Raw genomic sequence first — 11,909 nt, forward strand, 5'->3', positions numbered from 1 at the left:
GACCCGACATGCGTAAGACTGAAGCCGACAAGGCCGCACTCGACCACCTGAAGCCGGTGGAGCCCGATTTTGCTTCGCAGAATGGCGAAAAGATGGACGAGGCCGAGCGTCACAAGTGGTTTGCCGAGGTGGGTGAAGAGATGCGTCAGCGAGGCGCTTCCCACGTCCGCTATAGCTTCGACCCCGATCTCTCCATCGCCCTCGTTGAAGGCTGGAGGGTTGTTCCGGCAAACGAGCCGCCACCGCGCTACTTCCTCAAGGCGGATTGATGGCCGATTTCTACACCGAGATGGCGGGCGTAGCGCAAGAACTGCTCGCTCCGACCAGCGAGGGCGGTCTGGGGCAAGGCGCGATAGAGCTTGTGCGCTACGTTGAAGGTCCGCCGCCCGCGAATTCATGGGACCCGCCGTCGCCGCCTAGTCGACAAGTAACCCCGCTCGACGGCGCCGCGTCCGGTGTGGCGAAGGAGCTCATCGGCCTACCCGTCGAAACCGGGGGCCAGATCGTCGCCACGGACCCTCAGGTGATCGTCGCGCCGTGGGGCGGCTCCTATGACCCGGGCGACGTTCTCGAGATAGACGGCGCGCCCGTCACGGTTCTCAGGGTGCAGAACATCCCTGCGGCCGGAACGGTGTGTGCGGTTCGCTTCGTGGTGAGGCGATGAACGACGAACTCGCCGCCCTCATTGCCAGCCTCGAGCCCGCCTTGGCGTTCGCGTTCCTGCGCGCCATCGGCCTCATTCGGGACGGTATCAACGTGCGGGCTCTGGAACAGGCATTGGCGGCGCGGGATATCGACGCGGCGATTCAAGCCCTCGATGTCGATCCGGCGGCGTTCAACCGCTACGTCATGGAAAAGCAGTCCGGCTTTGTGCAGGCCGGCGAACTGGCATCGGCCGCACTGACTAAGGACCGGGCCAAGAGCCTGCCCAAGCGCGACACGTCCGACCCGGTGCTGCGCTCGCCGCCGCTGCAGCCGCCCGACACACCGCTGCCGCCCGTATTGACCGCCCCTGGCGGCGGGGAAATCGAGTTCAGGTTCGACATGACCAACCCCGCTGCGGAGGCTCGAATCCGCACCGAGGCAGCGGCGCGCGTCGAGGGCTATGTCGAGGAGCAGGTCGCCACGGCTCGCCGCGTCATCGCCGACGGATTCGCCCGCGGTGACGGCCCGCAGAACATCGCCACCGATATCGCAGGCCGCATCAATCCGATCAGCAAGCGGCGCGAGGGCGGCATCGTCGGGCTGTCCGATCCGCAAGTCGGCTATGTCCAGAGCATGCGCGAGCGGCTGCTGAGCGGCGATCCCGACGAGATGATCAAGGTGCTCGGCCGTTTCGACAAGGATGGCAAGTGGGTCGAGGGCACCGGCATGACGCTGCGCGACAGGCGCTTCGACCGATCGATCAAGAAGGCGATCCGGGATCTGGCTGCGGGCAAGCCGAACCCGCTGACCCGGTCGCGCATCGACGAGATGACCGCGAAATATTCCGACCGGCTTCTAGCCCGGCGCGCCGAGGATATCGCCCGCACCGAGACGGCGCAGGGCGTCGAGATGGCCCGCGCCGAGGCGGCGCGCCAGGCGCTCGCGAAAGCCGGGCTGCCGAGCGATGCGCTGGTCAAGACCTGGTATCATGCGGGCGGAGTTGACCACGCACGCGAACAGCATCTCGCCATGCACGAGAAAACCGTTACCGGCACGGACACGCATTTTATCCTGCCCGACGGAACGCTGATGCTTCACCCGCACGACCCGGCAGGCGGGGCGAAGCACAACGCCAACTGCCGGTGCAGAGGCGACAACGAGATCGATTGGGCCTTCGGGCTGTTTGGATAGGAGAACGACTATGGCTTGCCAGAACTGCGAAAAAATCCGCACCGCGATCCTTCACGGCAAGATGGCCCAGGCGGCCGGGCTGACCGTCGAAGCGCTGCGCGAGAAATTCGGGCTATCGCCTGCCGGCGAACCGCTGGTCGATCCCGAGACGCTGCCGAGCCTGTCGGGCAAGACCAAGGCCGAGCTGCTCGCCATAGCGGCAGCGGAAGGGGCTGAGGCCGACAGCGACGACACAAATGCCGAGATCATCGCCGCGATCGAGGCCCGGCGCGAGATGGTCACTGCGTAATGGCGGCAGGGTGGTCAGGAACGGACCCGTCCAAATGGGCGGAACAGAAGGATGCTCTCCTGACCGCCTTGCTGCGCAACAGCGTCCAGTCGCTCGCCAAGGAGGCGGGAAGCACGATTCCGAACGGCGGGCGCGTGCCGGTGCGGACAGGCAACCTCGCGCGCTCCGTCGTCGCCTCACTCACCCCGCCGGTGGTCGATGCCAAGGGCGTGACGCATACCGCCGGGCAGGACGTGTCGCTCGTGCTTGCCGAGCTCAACCCCGGCGATGACGTGTGGATCGGTTGGACGGCTCGTTATGCGCGCAGACAGAATTATGGGTTCGTCGGTGCGGATTCGCTCGGGCGGACCTACAATCAATCGGGATACGGCTTTGCCGAGGCGACGGCGGAGAAGTGGGGCCAGATCGTGCGGGCGGAAGCGACGAAGCTGAAGGACAGGTAAATGCCATCCATCGAAACCAGCGACTGGCTTGCGCTAAAGTCCCGCATCGACACGCTCGTAACCGACCCGGCGATGCCGCGCTTCGATCCGGGTGAAACCGTCACGCCGCCCAGCGATGCAACCGGCCCTGCGCCGTTCGTCCTGCTCTCGGACGTGACCAACGATCCGCAGCGCGTCGGCATCTCGAGCCGGGGCTTGTCCGGCGTCGATCATATCCGCAGCGGCACGTTGATGCTCACGGTGCAATGGCCCATCGCACGCGCCGTCTCGCATACTCAGCTCAAGGAAATCGCAGGCCAGATCGCGGCGCACTTTCCGGCCGATACCTGCATGTCATTCGGGGCTTCGCGGCTGCGGGTGTCGGAGAACGCGAGCACGCTGCCGGCCTATGTCGACGGAGCGTATCGGGTCGCGGTTGTGCGCGTTCCTTGGTTGAGCATTTGAGCTCAACGACCGAATAATTCTCACTTGCGCATGAATGTTGCGCGAAACGGCAATCGCCTGTAATGTTCCGGCTGTCTCAACGGAACGCCCGGCTATGGGCAACAGGAGAGCCGGATCATGGCATTGCAGGCTGTAGCAGGGTCGAAGTTCTACATCGGAACTCGTGTCGCCCCCAAAGATACCGTCGCGCTGGCGGATTTCACCGCGCAGGAAGCGGAGTGGACCGAGGTCAAGGGTTGGACGCAGTCCGGCTCGCTCGGCGATACGCAGGAAATCATCAGTCAGAACTTCATCGACGCGAACCGCACCCGGCAGATCAAGGGCACGCGCGTCGGAGGCTCGATGGAAAACACCTTCGCGCCGCTGCCAAACGACCCGGGCCAGCTCAAGTTCAAGAACGCGATCGACAGCTGCTCGCCCTACGCCTTCAAGGTAGAATGGGGCGCGGGCTGCGCATCGGAAGGCGAAGTCACGATCAGCACCGCGACGCCCGGCGTCGTCACCTGGCCCGACGGTCACGGCCTCGAAGCCGATTCGCCAGTCATCTTCACGCCCGACAGCGGCACCCTGCCCACTGGGCTCACCGCCGACACGGTCTACTACGTCGTCGGATCCGGCCTCACGCCTACCACGTTCAGCGTGGCAGCAACTCCCGGCGGCGCGGCTATCGCCACGACCGCAGACGGTACGGCCACCACCATCACCGCCACGGCGCAGCCTGCCGGCCAGACCGATCTATTCTTCGGCCTCGCCATGCCGGGCGCGAAGCAGGGCGGCGATTCCAACACCCCGATCCTGCGCACCTGGGCCGTAGCCGTGGACAGCAATATCGTTGAAGTCTGACCAAGCTAAGGGCGGCGGCTGTCGGGTCGGTTGCCGTCCTTAGACCCGAACAGGCCCGATGAAAGTGTGAAGCCATGGATATCGGCAACCTCAGCAAGAAGGTCGATCTCGCGGAAGGCGACTGGATCGACGAAATCCCCGAACTCGACGGCATCCGCCTCAAGGTCCGGAGCACGAACTACAAGCCCTTCCGGGTCGCAACCGCCGGGCTCGCGCGCCGCAGCGGCAAGAAGCTCAACACCGACGAGGGCATCTCGGACTTCACCGTCGCCACGGGCAAGCCGCTCGCCGATCATATCCTGCTCGATTGGGACGGCGTCACCGACAACGGCAAGCCGCTCAAGTACGATGCGAAGAAGGCCCTCGCGATCCTCACCGCCGAGGACGACTTCGGCATCGGCGCGAAGTTCCGTCGCGGCGTCGAGTGGGCCGGGGACCAGGTTGCCGAGCGTATCGCGGAGCAGGCGAACGCCGCGGCGGGAAACTGACCGATGCGCTGCGCTGGTCGCTCGATCACGCCGACGAGTGGCGCGCAGCGAAGGAGGCCGGGTTCGTCCCTGAAAGCCTCGAACCGCCGCAGATCCTCGACGGGTATGGCGGTTGGTTCGAGGACTTCTGGCGCCTCTCGACCGAACGGCAGATCGGCATGGCGCTCGGCCCCATCCCGGCCAGCGCCATCGAGCGTCACGTCGCGGGGTGGCCCTACGAAGATGCCGAGGCTTTCGAGCACTGCATCCGTGAGATGGACGGGTTCTACATGAAGACGCAGAACAAGACCGGGGAAGCGCCGCCAGACGCGGGCTCGCCCATGGAAGCGTTCCGCGGCGCAACGTCCGGTCGGAGGGGGAAATAGGCCATGGACGTTGGCGCCCTCGCTCTCAACATCGATAGCAGCAAGGTCGTCAAGGCAGCGAACGACCTTGACCGCTTCGCCGCGGCAGCAGCAAAGGCGGGCGCTGCAACTGGTAACCCCACAGGCTCGATAGCCAAGTTGGTGGCGACGATCCAGTCAATGGACGCCAAACTCGGCCAACTCGTCACCGGCCTTAACCGTGCGAATGCGGCGCTGTCAGTGAATAGCGCAGCCGCTGGCCGCGCGGCAGCATCGAATGACAATCAGGCCAATGCGCTCCGGCGGTCAGCACAAGCAGCGCTGGAGAGCGCTGCGGCTCAGCAGCGCGCTTCGAGTGCCAGTTCCGATCTGGCGTCAACGCAAGCCGTGCTCGCCGCGCGACTGACCGCACTCGCGTCGGTTCAGCAGCAAGCATCGAACGCTATGCGGCAAGCTAACGCGCACGTGCTGGCCTATCGGGATCACTTGGCCTCAATCCCGCCCGCAGCTCAAAAGGCACAGGATAGCGTCCAGCGACTAGGGCGGCGGGCGGCGGACAGCGCGTCCGCCATGAAGGCCAACACCGGCAACATCGCGGCGCAGTTCCAGGATATCGGCGTTACTGCGGCAATGGGAATGAATCCCATGCTGATCGCACTACAGCAAGGAACCCAGCTGTCCGCCGTTTTGGCGCAGACCGGCGGCACGGCAATGGAGACTCTTAGCGCTGCGTTTGCGTCCGTCGTCTCGCCTGTCTCCCTTTTGACGATTGCTATTGTTGCGGGCGCTGCGGCTTTGATTCAGTGGGCAATGAGCGCGACATCGGCTTCCGACGAATCCGAGAAGCTTGCCAAGAAGTTCGACCAGGTCAAATGGGCCACCGATGCCGTGGGCGAGGCTCAGACCATCCTCGGCAACTACATGGACATCACGACCGGCAAGATCACGACACAGAGCGCCGCTCTGCGCGATCTGGCGCTGGCGCAGGCCATGGTCGCCAAGGTGAAGGCGCAGATCGCTCAGGAAGATGCCCGCAGCCAGATGGCCGAGATGACCCGCAGGCGCTGGGGCGTGAGCGGCGGGTTCGGCGGCGGTTTGGGCGTCCAGTCGTTCTACACGCCCGAAAGCGGCATCGTCGAAGCCTTCACAAAGGGCGAGATGAAGGCCGACACGGCGCTTAAGCAGCTCGAGCGGCTCAAGGACATGGGCCAGCTGTCGAAAGAGGCATTCCTAGACGCCGCTGCGGCCATTGCGAACTTCAACGTCGAAACGGAGAGGATCGCCAAGTTCGACGAACTGTCGCGCGGCATTGCGGGCGAGAGCGGTCTCCTCAGCCAGTTCATGAAGCTGAACAAGACGCGCACTCGCCACGGGAAGACCGATGCGGAGCGCCTTGCAGACCTTGTTCGCGGCGCGAAGGAGGCAATCACCGCCGAGGAAAACCGCGCCAAGGCGGTGGAGTTGTCGGCGTACGCGACGGCCGAGCTGGAACAAAAGACCACGCTGCTCAACAAGGCCGCCTCTGCCGGCGTGAAGGTCACGCCCGCGCTTTCTGCCGAGATCGACAAGCTAGCCGACGCCTATGCCAAGGCGAAGGTGAATGCGGATATCAGCGAGACGGTCAAGGGCATCACGCACGATATCGAAAACCAGCAAGCCGCAGTTGAGGACCAGATCAAGCTGATCGGTCTTTACGGCGAGGCTCTGGCCCGTGCGCGGCGTGAGCAGGAAGCACAGCGCACCTTGCGCGAGAACACTCCGAAAGGCGAGATTGTCGTCCTGGGCAATCTTACGGGCGGCCTGTCCAACGATATCGAGCGGGCAAACCGGCTTCAGCGGCTTGAGGATATCCGCAAGGCGAGCAAAGACGCGGCCTATGCCATGAACCTTGAAGCTGGGGCTCTCGGGCTGACCGGCAAGGCGCTCATCGCCTACAACTACGCGGCCGAACAGAAGCTCAAGTACCAACGCGATGGTATCACTCTGTCTCCGGCGGAAATCGCGCTGATCGACAAGACGGCTGATGCCTATGCGCGCCAGCGTTATGCGATCGATCAAACGCAGCAGAAGATTGCCGACGCGCGCGAGGTGACAAAGGGATTCTGGCTCGACCTGATAAACGGTGCCCGTGAAGGCGCAAATGCCTTCGCCGCTCTCGGCAATGCGGCGGTGAACGCGCTCAACCGCATTATCGACAAGCTCCTCGACCGGACGCTCGACAACTTCCTGAACAGCCTGATGCCGGGTGGGATGACCGCTGGCGGCATAGCGCGGTCGAATGCAACCGTCGCCGCGACTATGAACGCCAATGCCGGGATATTTGCCAAGGGCGGCACCTTCGGCACGGCCCAGCGCTTCGCTAATGGCGGCGCCTTCACGAACAGCGTGGTCAGCACGCCCACCCTGTTCCGCTTCGCCAATGGCGGCAAGGTCGGGGAGATGGGCGAGGCCGGCCCCGAGGCCATCATGCCGCTCAAGCGCGGGCCGAACGGTGCGCTCGGCGTTCAGGTGCATGGCGGCGGCAAGCCGAACGTCAACATCTCAGCTCCGGTCTACATCACGCAGTCCGGTTCGTTCACGACGCAGGACGCGCAGGCGATGGCGCTGCAAGCCGGGCAGTCGGCGGTCGACCAGGTCAAGAAGAACCTCAATTCCTACATGGAAGAGTGGCAGGCGAACGGGGCGGTGGCGGTATGACGAAAATCTACCAGTTCCCCATGTTCCGCGTCGAAAGCCAGCTCTTTCATGTGCCCGGGGCCGGATATGACGGGGGCCTGACTGCGGGCGGTGCGCAGTTCATTACGCCCGAGCCGGGTGGGTTCGGCGTGCTCGAAATCATGCCCGCGATTATCGATACGGAGTGGATCGACCCGGCGGCTTCGTGGCTCATGTCGAAGATCGACGGGCAGGTTATGCGGGTCCGCCTTGCCGCTTCGCCGCAGATCGCGTGGAGCCTCAAGCGCAACAATCAGCTTGATTGGGATTGGGTGAACCCGGTTGGCCCGCGAACTGAGGCCGTCTCGACATTTACGGCGACTGCCCTGAAAGGCGAAACCGCGGTCGCTGTCGATATATCCGAGTTGGGGCGGCTGCTACGCCCCGGGCATGTGATCGGCCACGCCTTCGACTGCTACCTTGTGGACGAAATTGAGTATGCCGGAAGCGTGGCAAACATCGTCGTCAAGCCGCCGTTGCGCCGGGACATCGCAGTGAATGACGAATGCCTGTTCACGCCGTGGTTCACGGGCCGAATTAGCAACGGCGCAGATATCCGCGCGGCTTACAACAACTTGGGCCACGTTAAGCCGGGGAATATCGTCTTGCACGAGGCAGTCTTGTAGAAACGCCCGCCCGGTGGCATGCTAAGCCCATGACCCGACTTATCTTCGCCGCCGCTGCGGCTCTCACCCTCTCGGCTTGCGCCAACAGCGCATTGACCGTCGAACAGCCCGCCGCCAGCGGCTTTCGCACCGAAAGCGTCCGCATCGAGCGTGATCCGCAGATGGCCGTATCGGTCGACCCCGAGAATCTCGCCTATACGCAAAGCGAACTGGAAAAGGCGTTCTTCGGCGGCGACGATCCGCTGTTCGATCGGGGCAGCGGCATGACGGTGCGCTATCGCTACGTCGGCTTCAACGAGGGAAGCCGGCTCGGCCGCTATCTCACTGCCGGTCTGGCGGGCGGCTCCAAGGTTGTTCTCGAGACCGAGTTCATCGCGCCCGACGGCAGGGTGCTCGGCACGGTTCGCGGAGAGGGCGAAGTTCGCGCCGGCTTCGCGGGCGGCTCGAACAAGACGGGCATCGACAAGGCGATCAAGCGCATCGCCGAATACGCCGCGGTGAACTTCCGCTAGGATTTCCGCACTAATCGTTCCCGTCAGCGCACTAATGTTGCGCGCGAAGCCCTGCGCCTGTAACCTTACGGTAGCTGCCATAGCGCCGGACGGTTACAGTGAGCGCCTTTTATGACCAGATCGACGAAATACTCGGCGCAGCCGAAGATGTAACCGATATCGTCGCCACGGCGCGCAAGTGCTGGCTATACGATTTCAAGGACGATCCTATTCGCCTCTGGGATGGGCAGGGGCCGTTCACCGACATTGACGGTCACGAGTGGCTCGGCACGGTCGATGCGAACGGGCGCAACATCCACAAGGCTCCGGCGCTGCAAGACGGGCGCGACGGGACAAGCGCTTCCTACACGTTCTCGCTCAGCATCCCGACGGTCCCCGGTGAGGACACGCTGGCGCTCTACCAGGCGCTCAAAGCCGACCAGTCCAAGGTCTTTGGCCGCAAGCTCACCTGCTACATTGTGCTGTTCATCGAAGGCGAAGGCCTGCGCCCGGGCACGCCGATTTCCTTCTACAAGGAAATGACGATGTTCTCGCCGAAGTTTTCCGAGACCATCGAACGCTCGCCGGACGGCAGGGTGACCAAGACCTACACCGTTTCCGTGGTCGCAAAGGACAGCAACCACGGGCGCAGCGAAACGCCTGACCGGACCTATGCAGACACGATGCAGAAGCGGCGCGCGGCGCAGCTCGGCGTCTCGGTCGACCGGGGAGCGGAATACCTCGCCCTGCTCGCCAACCGCACATACCAGGTGCCTTGATGGACCTCGTCGACGAGACGCTGCGCGAATGGCGCTCGGGCGCGCTCGTTTACGGCCAGAGCGACTGCATGCTGTCGATCGGGCGCTATCTCGCGCGAGCCGGCCACAAGGACGTGACGGGGCTGTTCGTGGGCCGCTACGACACGCGGGAAGGCGCGCTCGCCATGATGGCCGAGCACGGCGGCGTTCCCGGTCTCGTTGCGATGACCGGGGCGGTCCCGAAATGCGGCGCACCGGCCCGCGGCGATGTTCTCGAGGTTCTCTATCAGGACGAGGACGGTGTTACCGGCATTGGTGGCATCTGCACCGGGGATGCCGTGGCGCTCCGGCTCGAACGCGGCACGATAGAGGTGGCGCTGCGGTTCGTCCGCTACGCAGGGGTGTGGCATGTCGGCGATTAAGAAGATCGTTGGGCTGGTCGCCATCGCGGGCCTGACATGGTTCGCCGGGCCGCTGGGGCCTCTGGCGAGCATGCTGGGCGTCTCTGGCTTTCTCGGGGCCGTCATCGGCGCCGTGGTCATTGCCGCGGGCTCCTACGCGATCCAGTCGGTTCTGGGCGGAGGCGGCCGGCGTGCGGCGGACATGGAGGCGGGGAAGGTCAACGTCAAAATCCCCGAACCGCCGCGATGGCTCAACGCTGGCCGGGCGCGGCAAGGTGGCGGGGCACTGTTCGGCGAGTTCGATTCGGCGGGCAACTGGTGGATGCTGATCGTTCACAGCGACGAAATCCTGCAAGCCGGCCTGCCCTACCAGTATTTCCTCGACGATGAGCCGGTGACGCTCGATGGCTCGAACTACGTCACTCAGAAGGAATTCCGGCTCAAGACCAACAAGGACAAGGATCCGGCTGAGAGCGACGGCGAGGGCCAGGGCTACATTCGCATCTGGACAACGACCTACAGCGAAACCGATCCGACCCCGCCGCGCATCGCCGAATTCGATGCCGCTTTCCCGTCGAAGTGGACCAGCGATCACAAGCTGGTCGGCACGACTTTCAGTGTCGTTTGCATGAACGCGCTCGAAATCGAGCATCGCTACAAGATCTACCGCTGGCGGGGACCATTCGGTCTGGGCGAGCCCGCTGTCAGCATCGCGGGCGATTGGGCGAACGTGTACGATCCGCGCGATGAGACGCAGATCCTCGGCGACCGCTCGACCTACAAGCCGACGCGCAACGCAGCGCTGATCTGGGCGTGGTTCCGCACCCATCCATTCGGCCGCAACAAGCCCGAGAGCAGCATCAACTGGACGCGCATCGCGGAGCAGGCCGATATCTGCGACGAGACCGTGGAAGGCATCGAGAGCACTCAGGCGCGTTACGAGGCCGGTGTCGCCATAGTCGACAGTAAGCGCCGTGCCGATGCCGAACGGGAAATCCTGCTCGCCTGTGACGGCCAGATCGTGTTCGACGAGGACGGCAAGTCCTGGGTGCGGGTGGGCTACTACTACGAGCCGACGCTGTCGTTCAGCCGCAACCGCGACATCATGGCGATGGCGTCGATGGAAGCGCAGGACGGCGAAAGCGAGACGCAGGGCGTGATCGTGCGCTACATCGAGCCCGCGGCGAACTACACGGTGCAACCCTCTGCGGCGTGGATCAATCCGCTCTATTACGATCCGCTGACGACGCCGAAGTTCCTCGTGGTCGATATCCAACCCTGCCAGAACCACAATCAGGCCATGCGGCTCGCCAAGGCCATAGGAGAGCGCTCGCAGCCCCGGCACAAGATCGGCCCGACGGTAAACCTGCGGGGCCTGCAGGCGCGGCAGGAGCGCATCGTCGATATCGTCTACGACAACACCTTTGCCGGCGACTACGAGATCGCCGCACCGGTAGAACTCGACGGCACGGGTATCTTTACCGGGTTCGGCGCCGTGCCGATCGGCCCCTACCGCTGGACCCTCTTGCCCGGCGAAGAGCAATCCAAGCCCGTCGTGGACGGCTCGGCGGGAACGGTCACCTATCCCGCGATCACAGGCGAAAGCGTGTCCTACAGCGAGGGAACGATCAGGATCGACTTTCCGACCGCGCCGCGCGCCGATGCAACCTATGTTGCGGAATACATCGTCACATCCGAGATTACGGGCGGCGAAAACGACCCGTGGACCCCGATGGCGGTCAACGTCGATCTTGCTGTCAGCGGCCCGGTCACGGGCGGCGTGAGCTACACGGTGCGTTATCGCTACGTCACCGGCTCGGGACGCGGTCCGGCATGGGAATATGCCATCGTCACGCCGGAAAATCCGATGTCGCCGCCCACTGAACTCTCCGCGACCGGCGGCGCAGGCGAGGCGACGATCACCTGGCGCAATCCGACCGATTCCGCGCTGGCCTATGTGAAGCTCTATCGGAACACCGCCGACGACTTCGGCACCGCGAGCGATATCTCGGGCGAGCTGGTAGGTGGGCTTGGCGAGGTCATGAGCGTGACAGACGACTCACTCGCAGCGGACACCTATTACTACTGGATAGCAGCGTTCAACAGCGCGGACACGCCGTCCACTCCGCTCGGCAGCGTGACTGTTACGGTGACCTGATGGCGCTTCGGCCCAACAGAATCTCGGGTGCAGTGCGACGCGAAGGGAGCCTCATCCCCATCAAGGACGGCGA

General features: G+C 64.1%; 15 protein-coding genes. All 15 read left to right on the plus strand.

The window, feature by feature from the left end; translation table 11 throughout:
• The first annotated feature begins 8 nt into the window (after positions 1 to 8).
• Positions 9 to 269: a Rossmann-fold NAD(P)-binding domain-containing protein gene (locus tag Q7I88_RS13740; protein WP_305096474.1), complete on the plus strand. Its 261-nt coding sequence runs from the start codon at positions 9 to 11 to the stop codon at positions 267 to 269.
• Complete coding sequence (locus Q7I88_RS13745; protein WP_305096475.1) at positions 269 to 664, plus strand: hypothetical protein; 396 nt, start codon at positions 269 to 271, stop codon at positions 662 to 664. The genes Q7I88_RS13740 and Q7I88_RS13745 overlap by 1 nt, the downstream gene beginning before the upstream one ends.
• Complete coding sequence (locus Q7I88_RS13750; protein WP_305096476.1) at positions 661 to 1,836, plus strand: putative phage head morphogenesis protein; 1,176 nt, start codon at positions 661 to 663, stop codon at positions 1,834 to 1,836. Before Q7I88_RS13745 ends, Q7I88_RS13750 begins: the two co-directional genes overlap by 4 nt.
• Before the next feature lie 10 nt (positions 1,837 to 1,846).
• Positions 1,847 to 2,125 carry a hypothetical protein gene (locus Q7I88_RS13755; protein ID WP_305096477.1) on the plus strand — a complete coding sequence of 93 codons (279 nt, stop codon included), beginning with the start codon at positions 1,847 to 1,849 and terminating at the stop codon, positions 2,123 to 2,125.
• Positions 2,125 to 2,568 carry a hypothetical protein gene (locus Q7I88_RS13760; RefSeq protein WP_305096478.1) on the plus strand — a complete coding sequence of 148 codons (444 nt, stop codon included), beginning with the start codon at positions 2,125 to 2,127 and terminating at the stop codon, positions 2,566 to 2,568. The genes Q7I88_RS13755 and Q7I88_RS13760 overlap by 1 nt, the downstream gene beginning before the upstream one ends.
• Positions 2,569 to 3,012, plus strand: coding sequence for a phage tail terminator-like protein (locus Q7I88_RS13765; protein ID WP_305096479.1), 444 nt, complete (start codon positions 2,569 to 2,571; stop codon positions 3,010 to 3,012). It begins immediately after the preceding gene.
• Between the two features lie 117 nt (positions 3,013 to 3,129).
• Positions 3,130 to 3,855, plus strand: a complete 726-nt coding sequence (locus Q7I88_RS13770; protein WP_305096480.1) for a hypothetical protein — start codon at positions 3,130 to 3,132, stop codon at positions 3,853 to 3,855.
• 74 nt (positions 3,856 to 3,929) lie between these two features.
• Positions 3,930 to 4,343, plus strand: a complete 414-nt coding sequence (locus Q7I88_RS13775; protein WP_305096481.1) for a phage-derived protein YdaY family protein — start codon at positions 3,930 to 3,932, stop codon at positions 4,341 to 4,343.
• Positions 4,280 to 4,708 carry a phage tail assembly chaperone gene (locus tag Q7I88_RS13780; RefSeq protein ID WP_305096482.1) on the plus strand — a complete coding sequence of 143 codons (429 nt, stop codon included), beginning with the start codon at positions 4,280 to 4,282 and terminating at the stop codon, positions 4,706 to 4,708. The genes Q7I88_RS13775 and Q7I88_RS13780 overlap by 64 nt, the downstream gene beginning before the upstream one ends.
• Positions 4,709 to 4,711: 3 nt before the next feature.
• Complete coding sequence (locus Q7I88_RS13785; protein ID WP_305096483.1) at positions 4,712 to 7,384, plus strand: phage tail length tape measure family protein; 2,673 nt, start codon at positions 4,712 to 4,714, stop codon at positions 7,382 to 7,384.
• Positions 7,381 to 8,028: a hypothetical protein gene (locus tag Q7I88_RS13790; RefSeq protein ID WP_305096484.1), complete on the plus strand. Its 648-nt coding sequence runs from the start codon at positions 7,381 to 7,383 to the stop codon at positions 8,026 to 8,028. Before Q7I88_RS13785 ends, Q7I88_RS13790 begins: the two co-directional genes overlap by 4 nt.
• 29 nt (positions 8,029 to 8,057) lie before the next feature.
• Positions 8,058 to 8,540 carry a hypothetical protein gene (locus Q7I88_RS13795; RefSeq protein WP_305096485.1) on the plus strand — a complete coding sequence of 161 codons (483 nt, stop codon included), beginning with the start codon at positions 8,058 to 8,060 and terminating at the stop codon, positions 8,538 to 8,540.
• Positions 8,541 to 8,638: 98 nt separating this feature from the next.
• Positions 8,639 to 9,298: a hypothetical protein gene (locus tag Q7I88_RS13800; RefSeq protein WP_305096486.1), complete on the plus strand. Its 660-nt coding sequence runs from the start codon at positions 8,639 to 8,641 to the stop codon at positions 9,296 to 9,298.
• Positions 9,298 to 9,699 carry a DUF6950 family protein gene (locus Q7I88_RS13805; protein WP_305096487.1) on the plus strand — a complete coding sequence of 134 codons (402 nt, stop codon included), beginning with the start codon at positions 9,298 to 9,300 and terminating at the stop codon, positions 9,697 to 9,699. The genes Q7I88_RS13800 and Q7I88_RS13805 overlap by 1 nt, the downstream gene beginning before the upstream one ends.
• Positions 9,686 to 11,836, plus strand: coding sequence for a hypothetical protein (locus Q7I88_RS13810; protein ID WP_305096488.1), 2,151 nt, complete (start codon positions 9,686 to 9,688; stop codon positions 11,834 to 11,836). The genes Q7I88_RS13805 and Q7I88_RS13810 overlap by 14 nt, the downstream gene beginning before the upstream one ends.
• The last annotated feature ends 73 nt before the right edge of the window (positions 11,837 to 11,909 follow it).

Source organism: Croceibacterium aestuarii, assembly GCF_030657335.1.
Classification (GTDB): Bacteria; Pseudomonadota; Alphaproteobacteria; order Sphingomonadales; family Sphingomonadaceae; genus Croceibacterium_B; species Croceibacterium_B aestuarii.

Excerpts from the sequence above, each read along its gene's own strand:
- Q7I88_RS13750 (WP_305096476.1), top strand. The coding sequence starts at position 661 with ATGAACGACGAACTCGCCGCCCTCATTGCCAGCCTCGAGCCCGCCTTG.
- Q7I88_RS13795 (WP_305096485.1), top strand. The coding sequence starts at position 8,058 with ATGACCCGACTTATCTTCGCCGCCGCTGCGGCTCTCACCCTCTCGGCT.
- Q7I88_RS13775 (WP_305096481.1), top strand. The coding sequence starts at position 3,930 with ATGGATATCGGCAACCTCAGCAAGAAGGTCGATCTCGCGGAAGGCGAC.
- Q7I88_RS13745 (WP_305096475.1), top strand. The coding sequence starts at position 269 with ATGGCCGATTTCTACACCGAGATGGCGGGCGTAGCGCAAGAACTGCTC.
- Q7I88_RS13785 (WP_305096483.1), top strand. The coding sequence starts at position 4,712 with ATGGACGTTGGCGCCCTCGCTCTCAACATCGATAGCAGCAAGGTCGTC.
- Q7I88_RS13810 (WP_305096488.1), top strand. The coding sequence starts at position 9,686 with ATGTCGGCGATTAAGAAGATCGTTGGGCTGGTCGCCATCGCGGGCCTG.
- Q7I88_RS13770 (WP_305096480.1), top strand. The coding sequence starts at position 3,130 with ATGGCATTGCAGGCTGTAGCAGGGTCGAAGTTCTACATCGGAACTCGT.
- Q7I88_RS13765 (WP_305096479.1), top strand. The coding sequence starts at position 2,569 with ATGCCATCCATCGAAACCAGCGACTGGCTTGCGCTAAAGTCCCGCATC.
- Q7I88_RS13805 (WP_305096487.1), top strand. The coding sequence starts at position 9,298 with ATGGACCTCGTCGACGAGACGCTGCGCGAATGGCGCTCGGGCGCGCTC.
- Q7I88_RS13740 (WP_305096474.1), top strand. The coding sequence starts at position 9 with ATGCGTAAGACTGAAGCCGACAAGGCCGCACTCGACCACCTGAAGCCG.
- Q7I88_RS13760 (WP_305096478.1), top strand. The coding sequence starts at position 2,125 with ATGGCGGCAGGGTGGTCAGGAACGGACCCGTCCAAATGGGCGGAACAG.
- Q7I88_RS13790 (WP_305096484.1), top strand. The coding sequence starts at position 7,381 with ATGACGAAAATCTACCAGTTCCCCATGTTCCGCGTCGAAAGCCAGCTC.
- Q7I88_RS13755 (WP_305096477.1), top strand. The coding sequence starts at position 1,847 with ATGGCTTGCCAGAACTGCGAAAAAATCCGCACCGCGATCCTTCACGGC.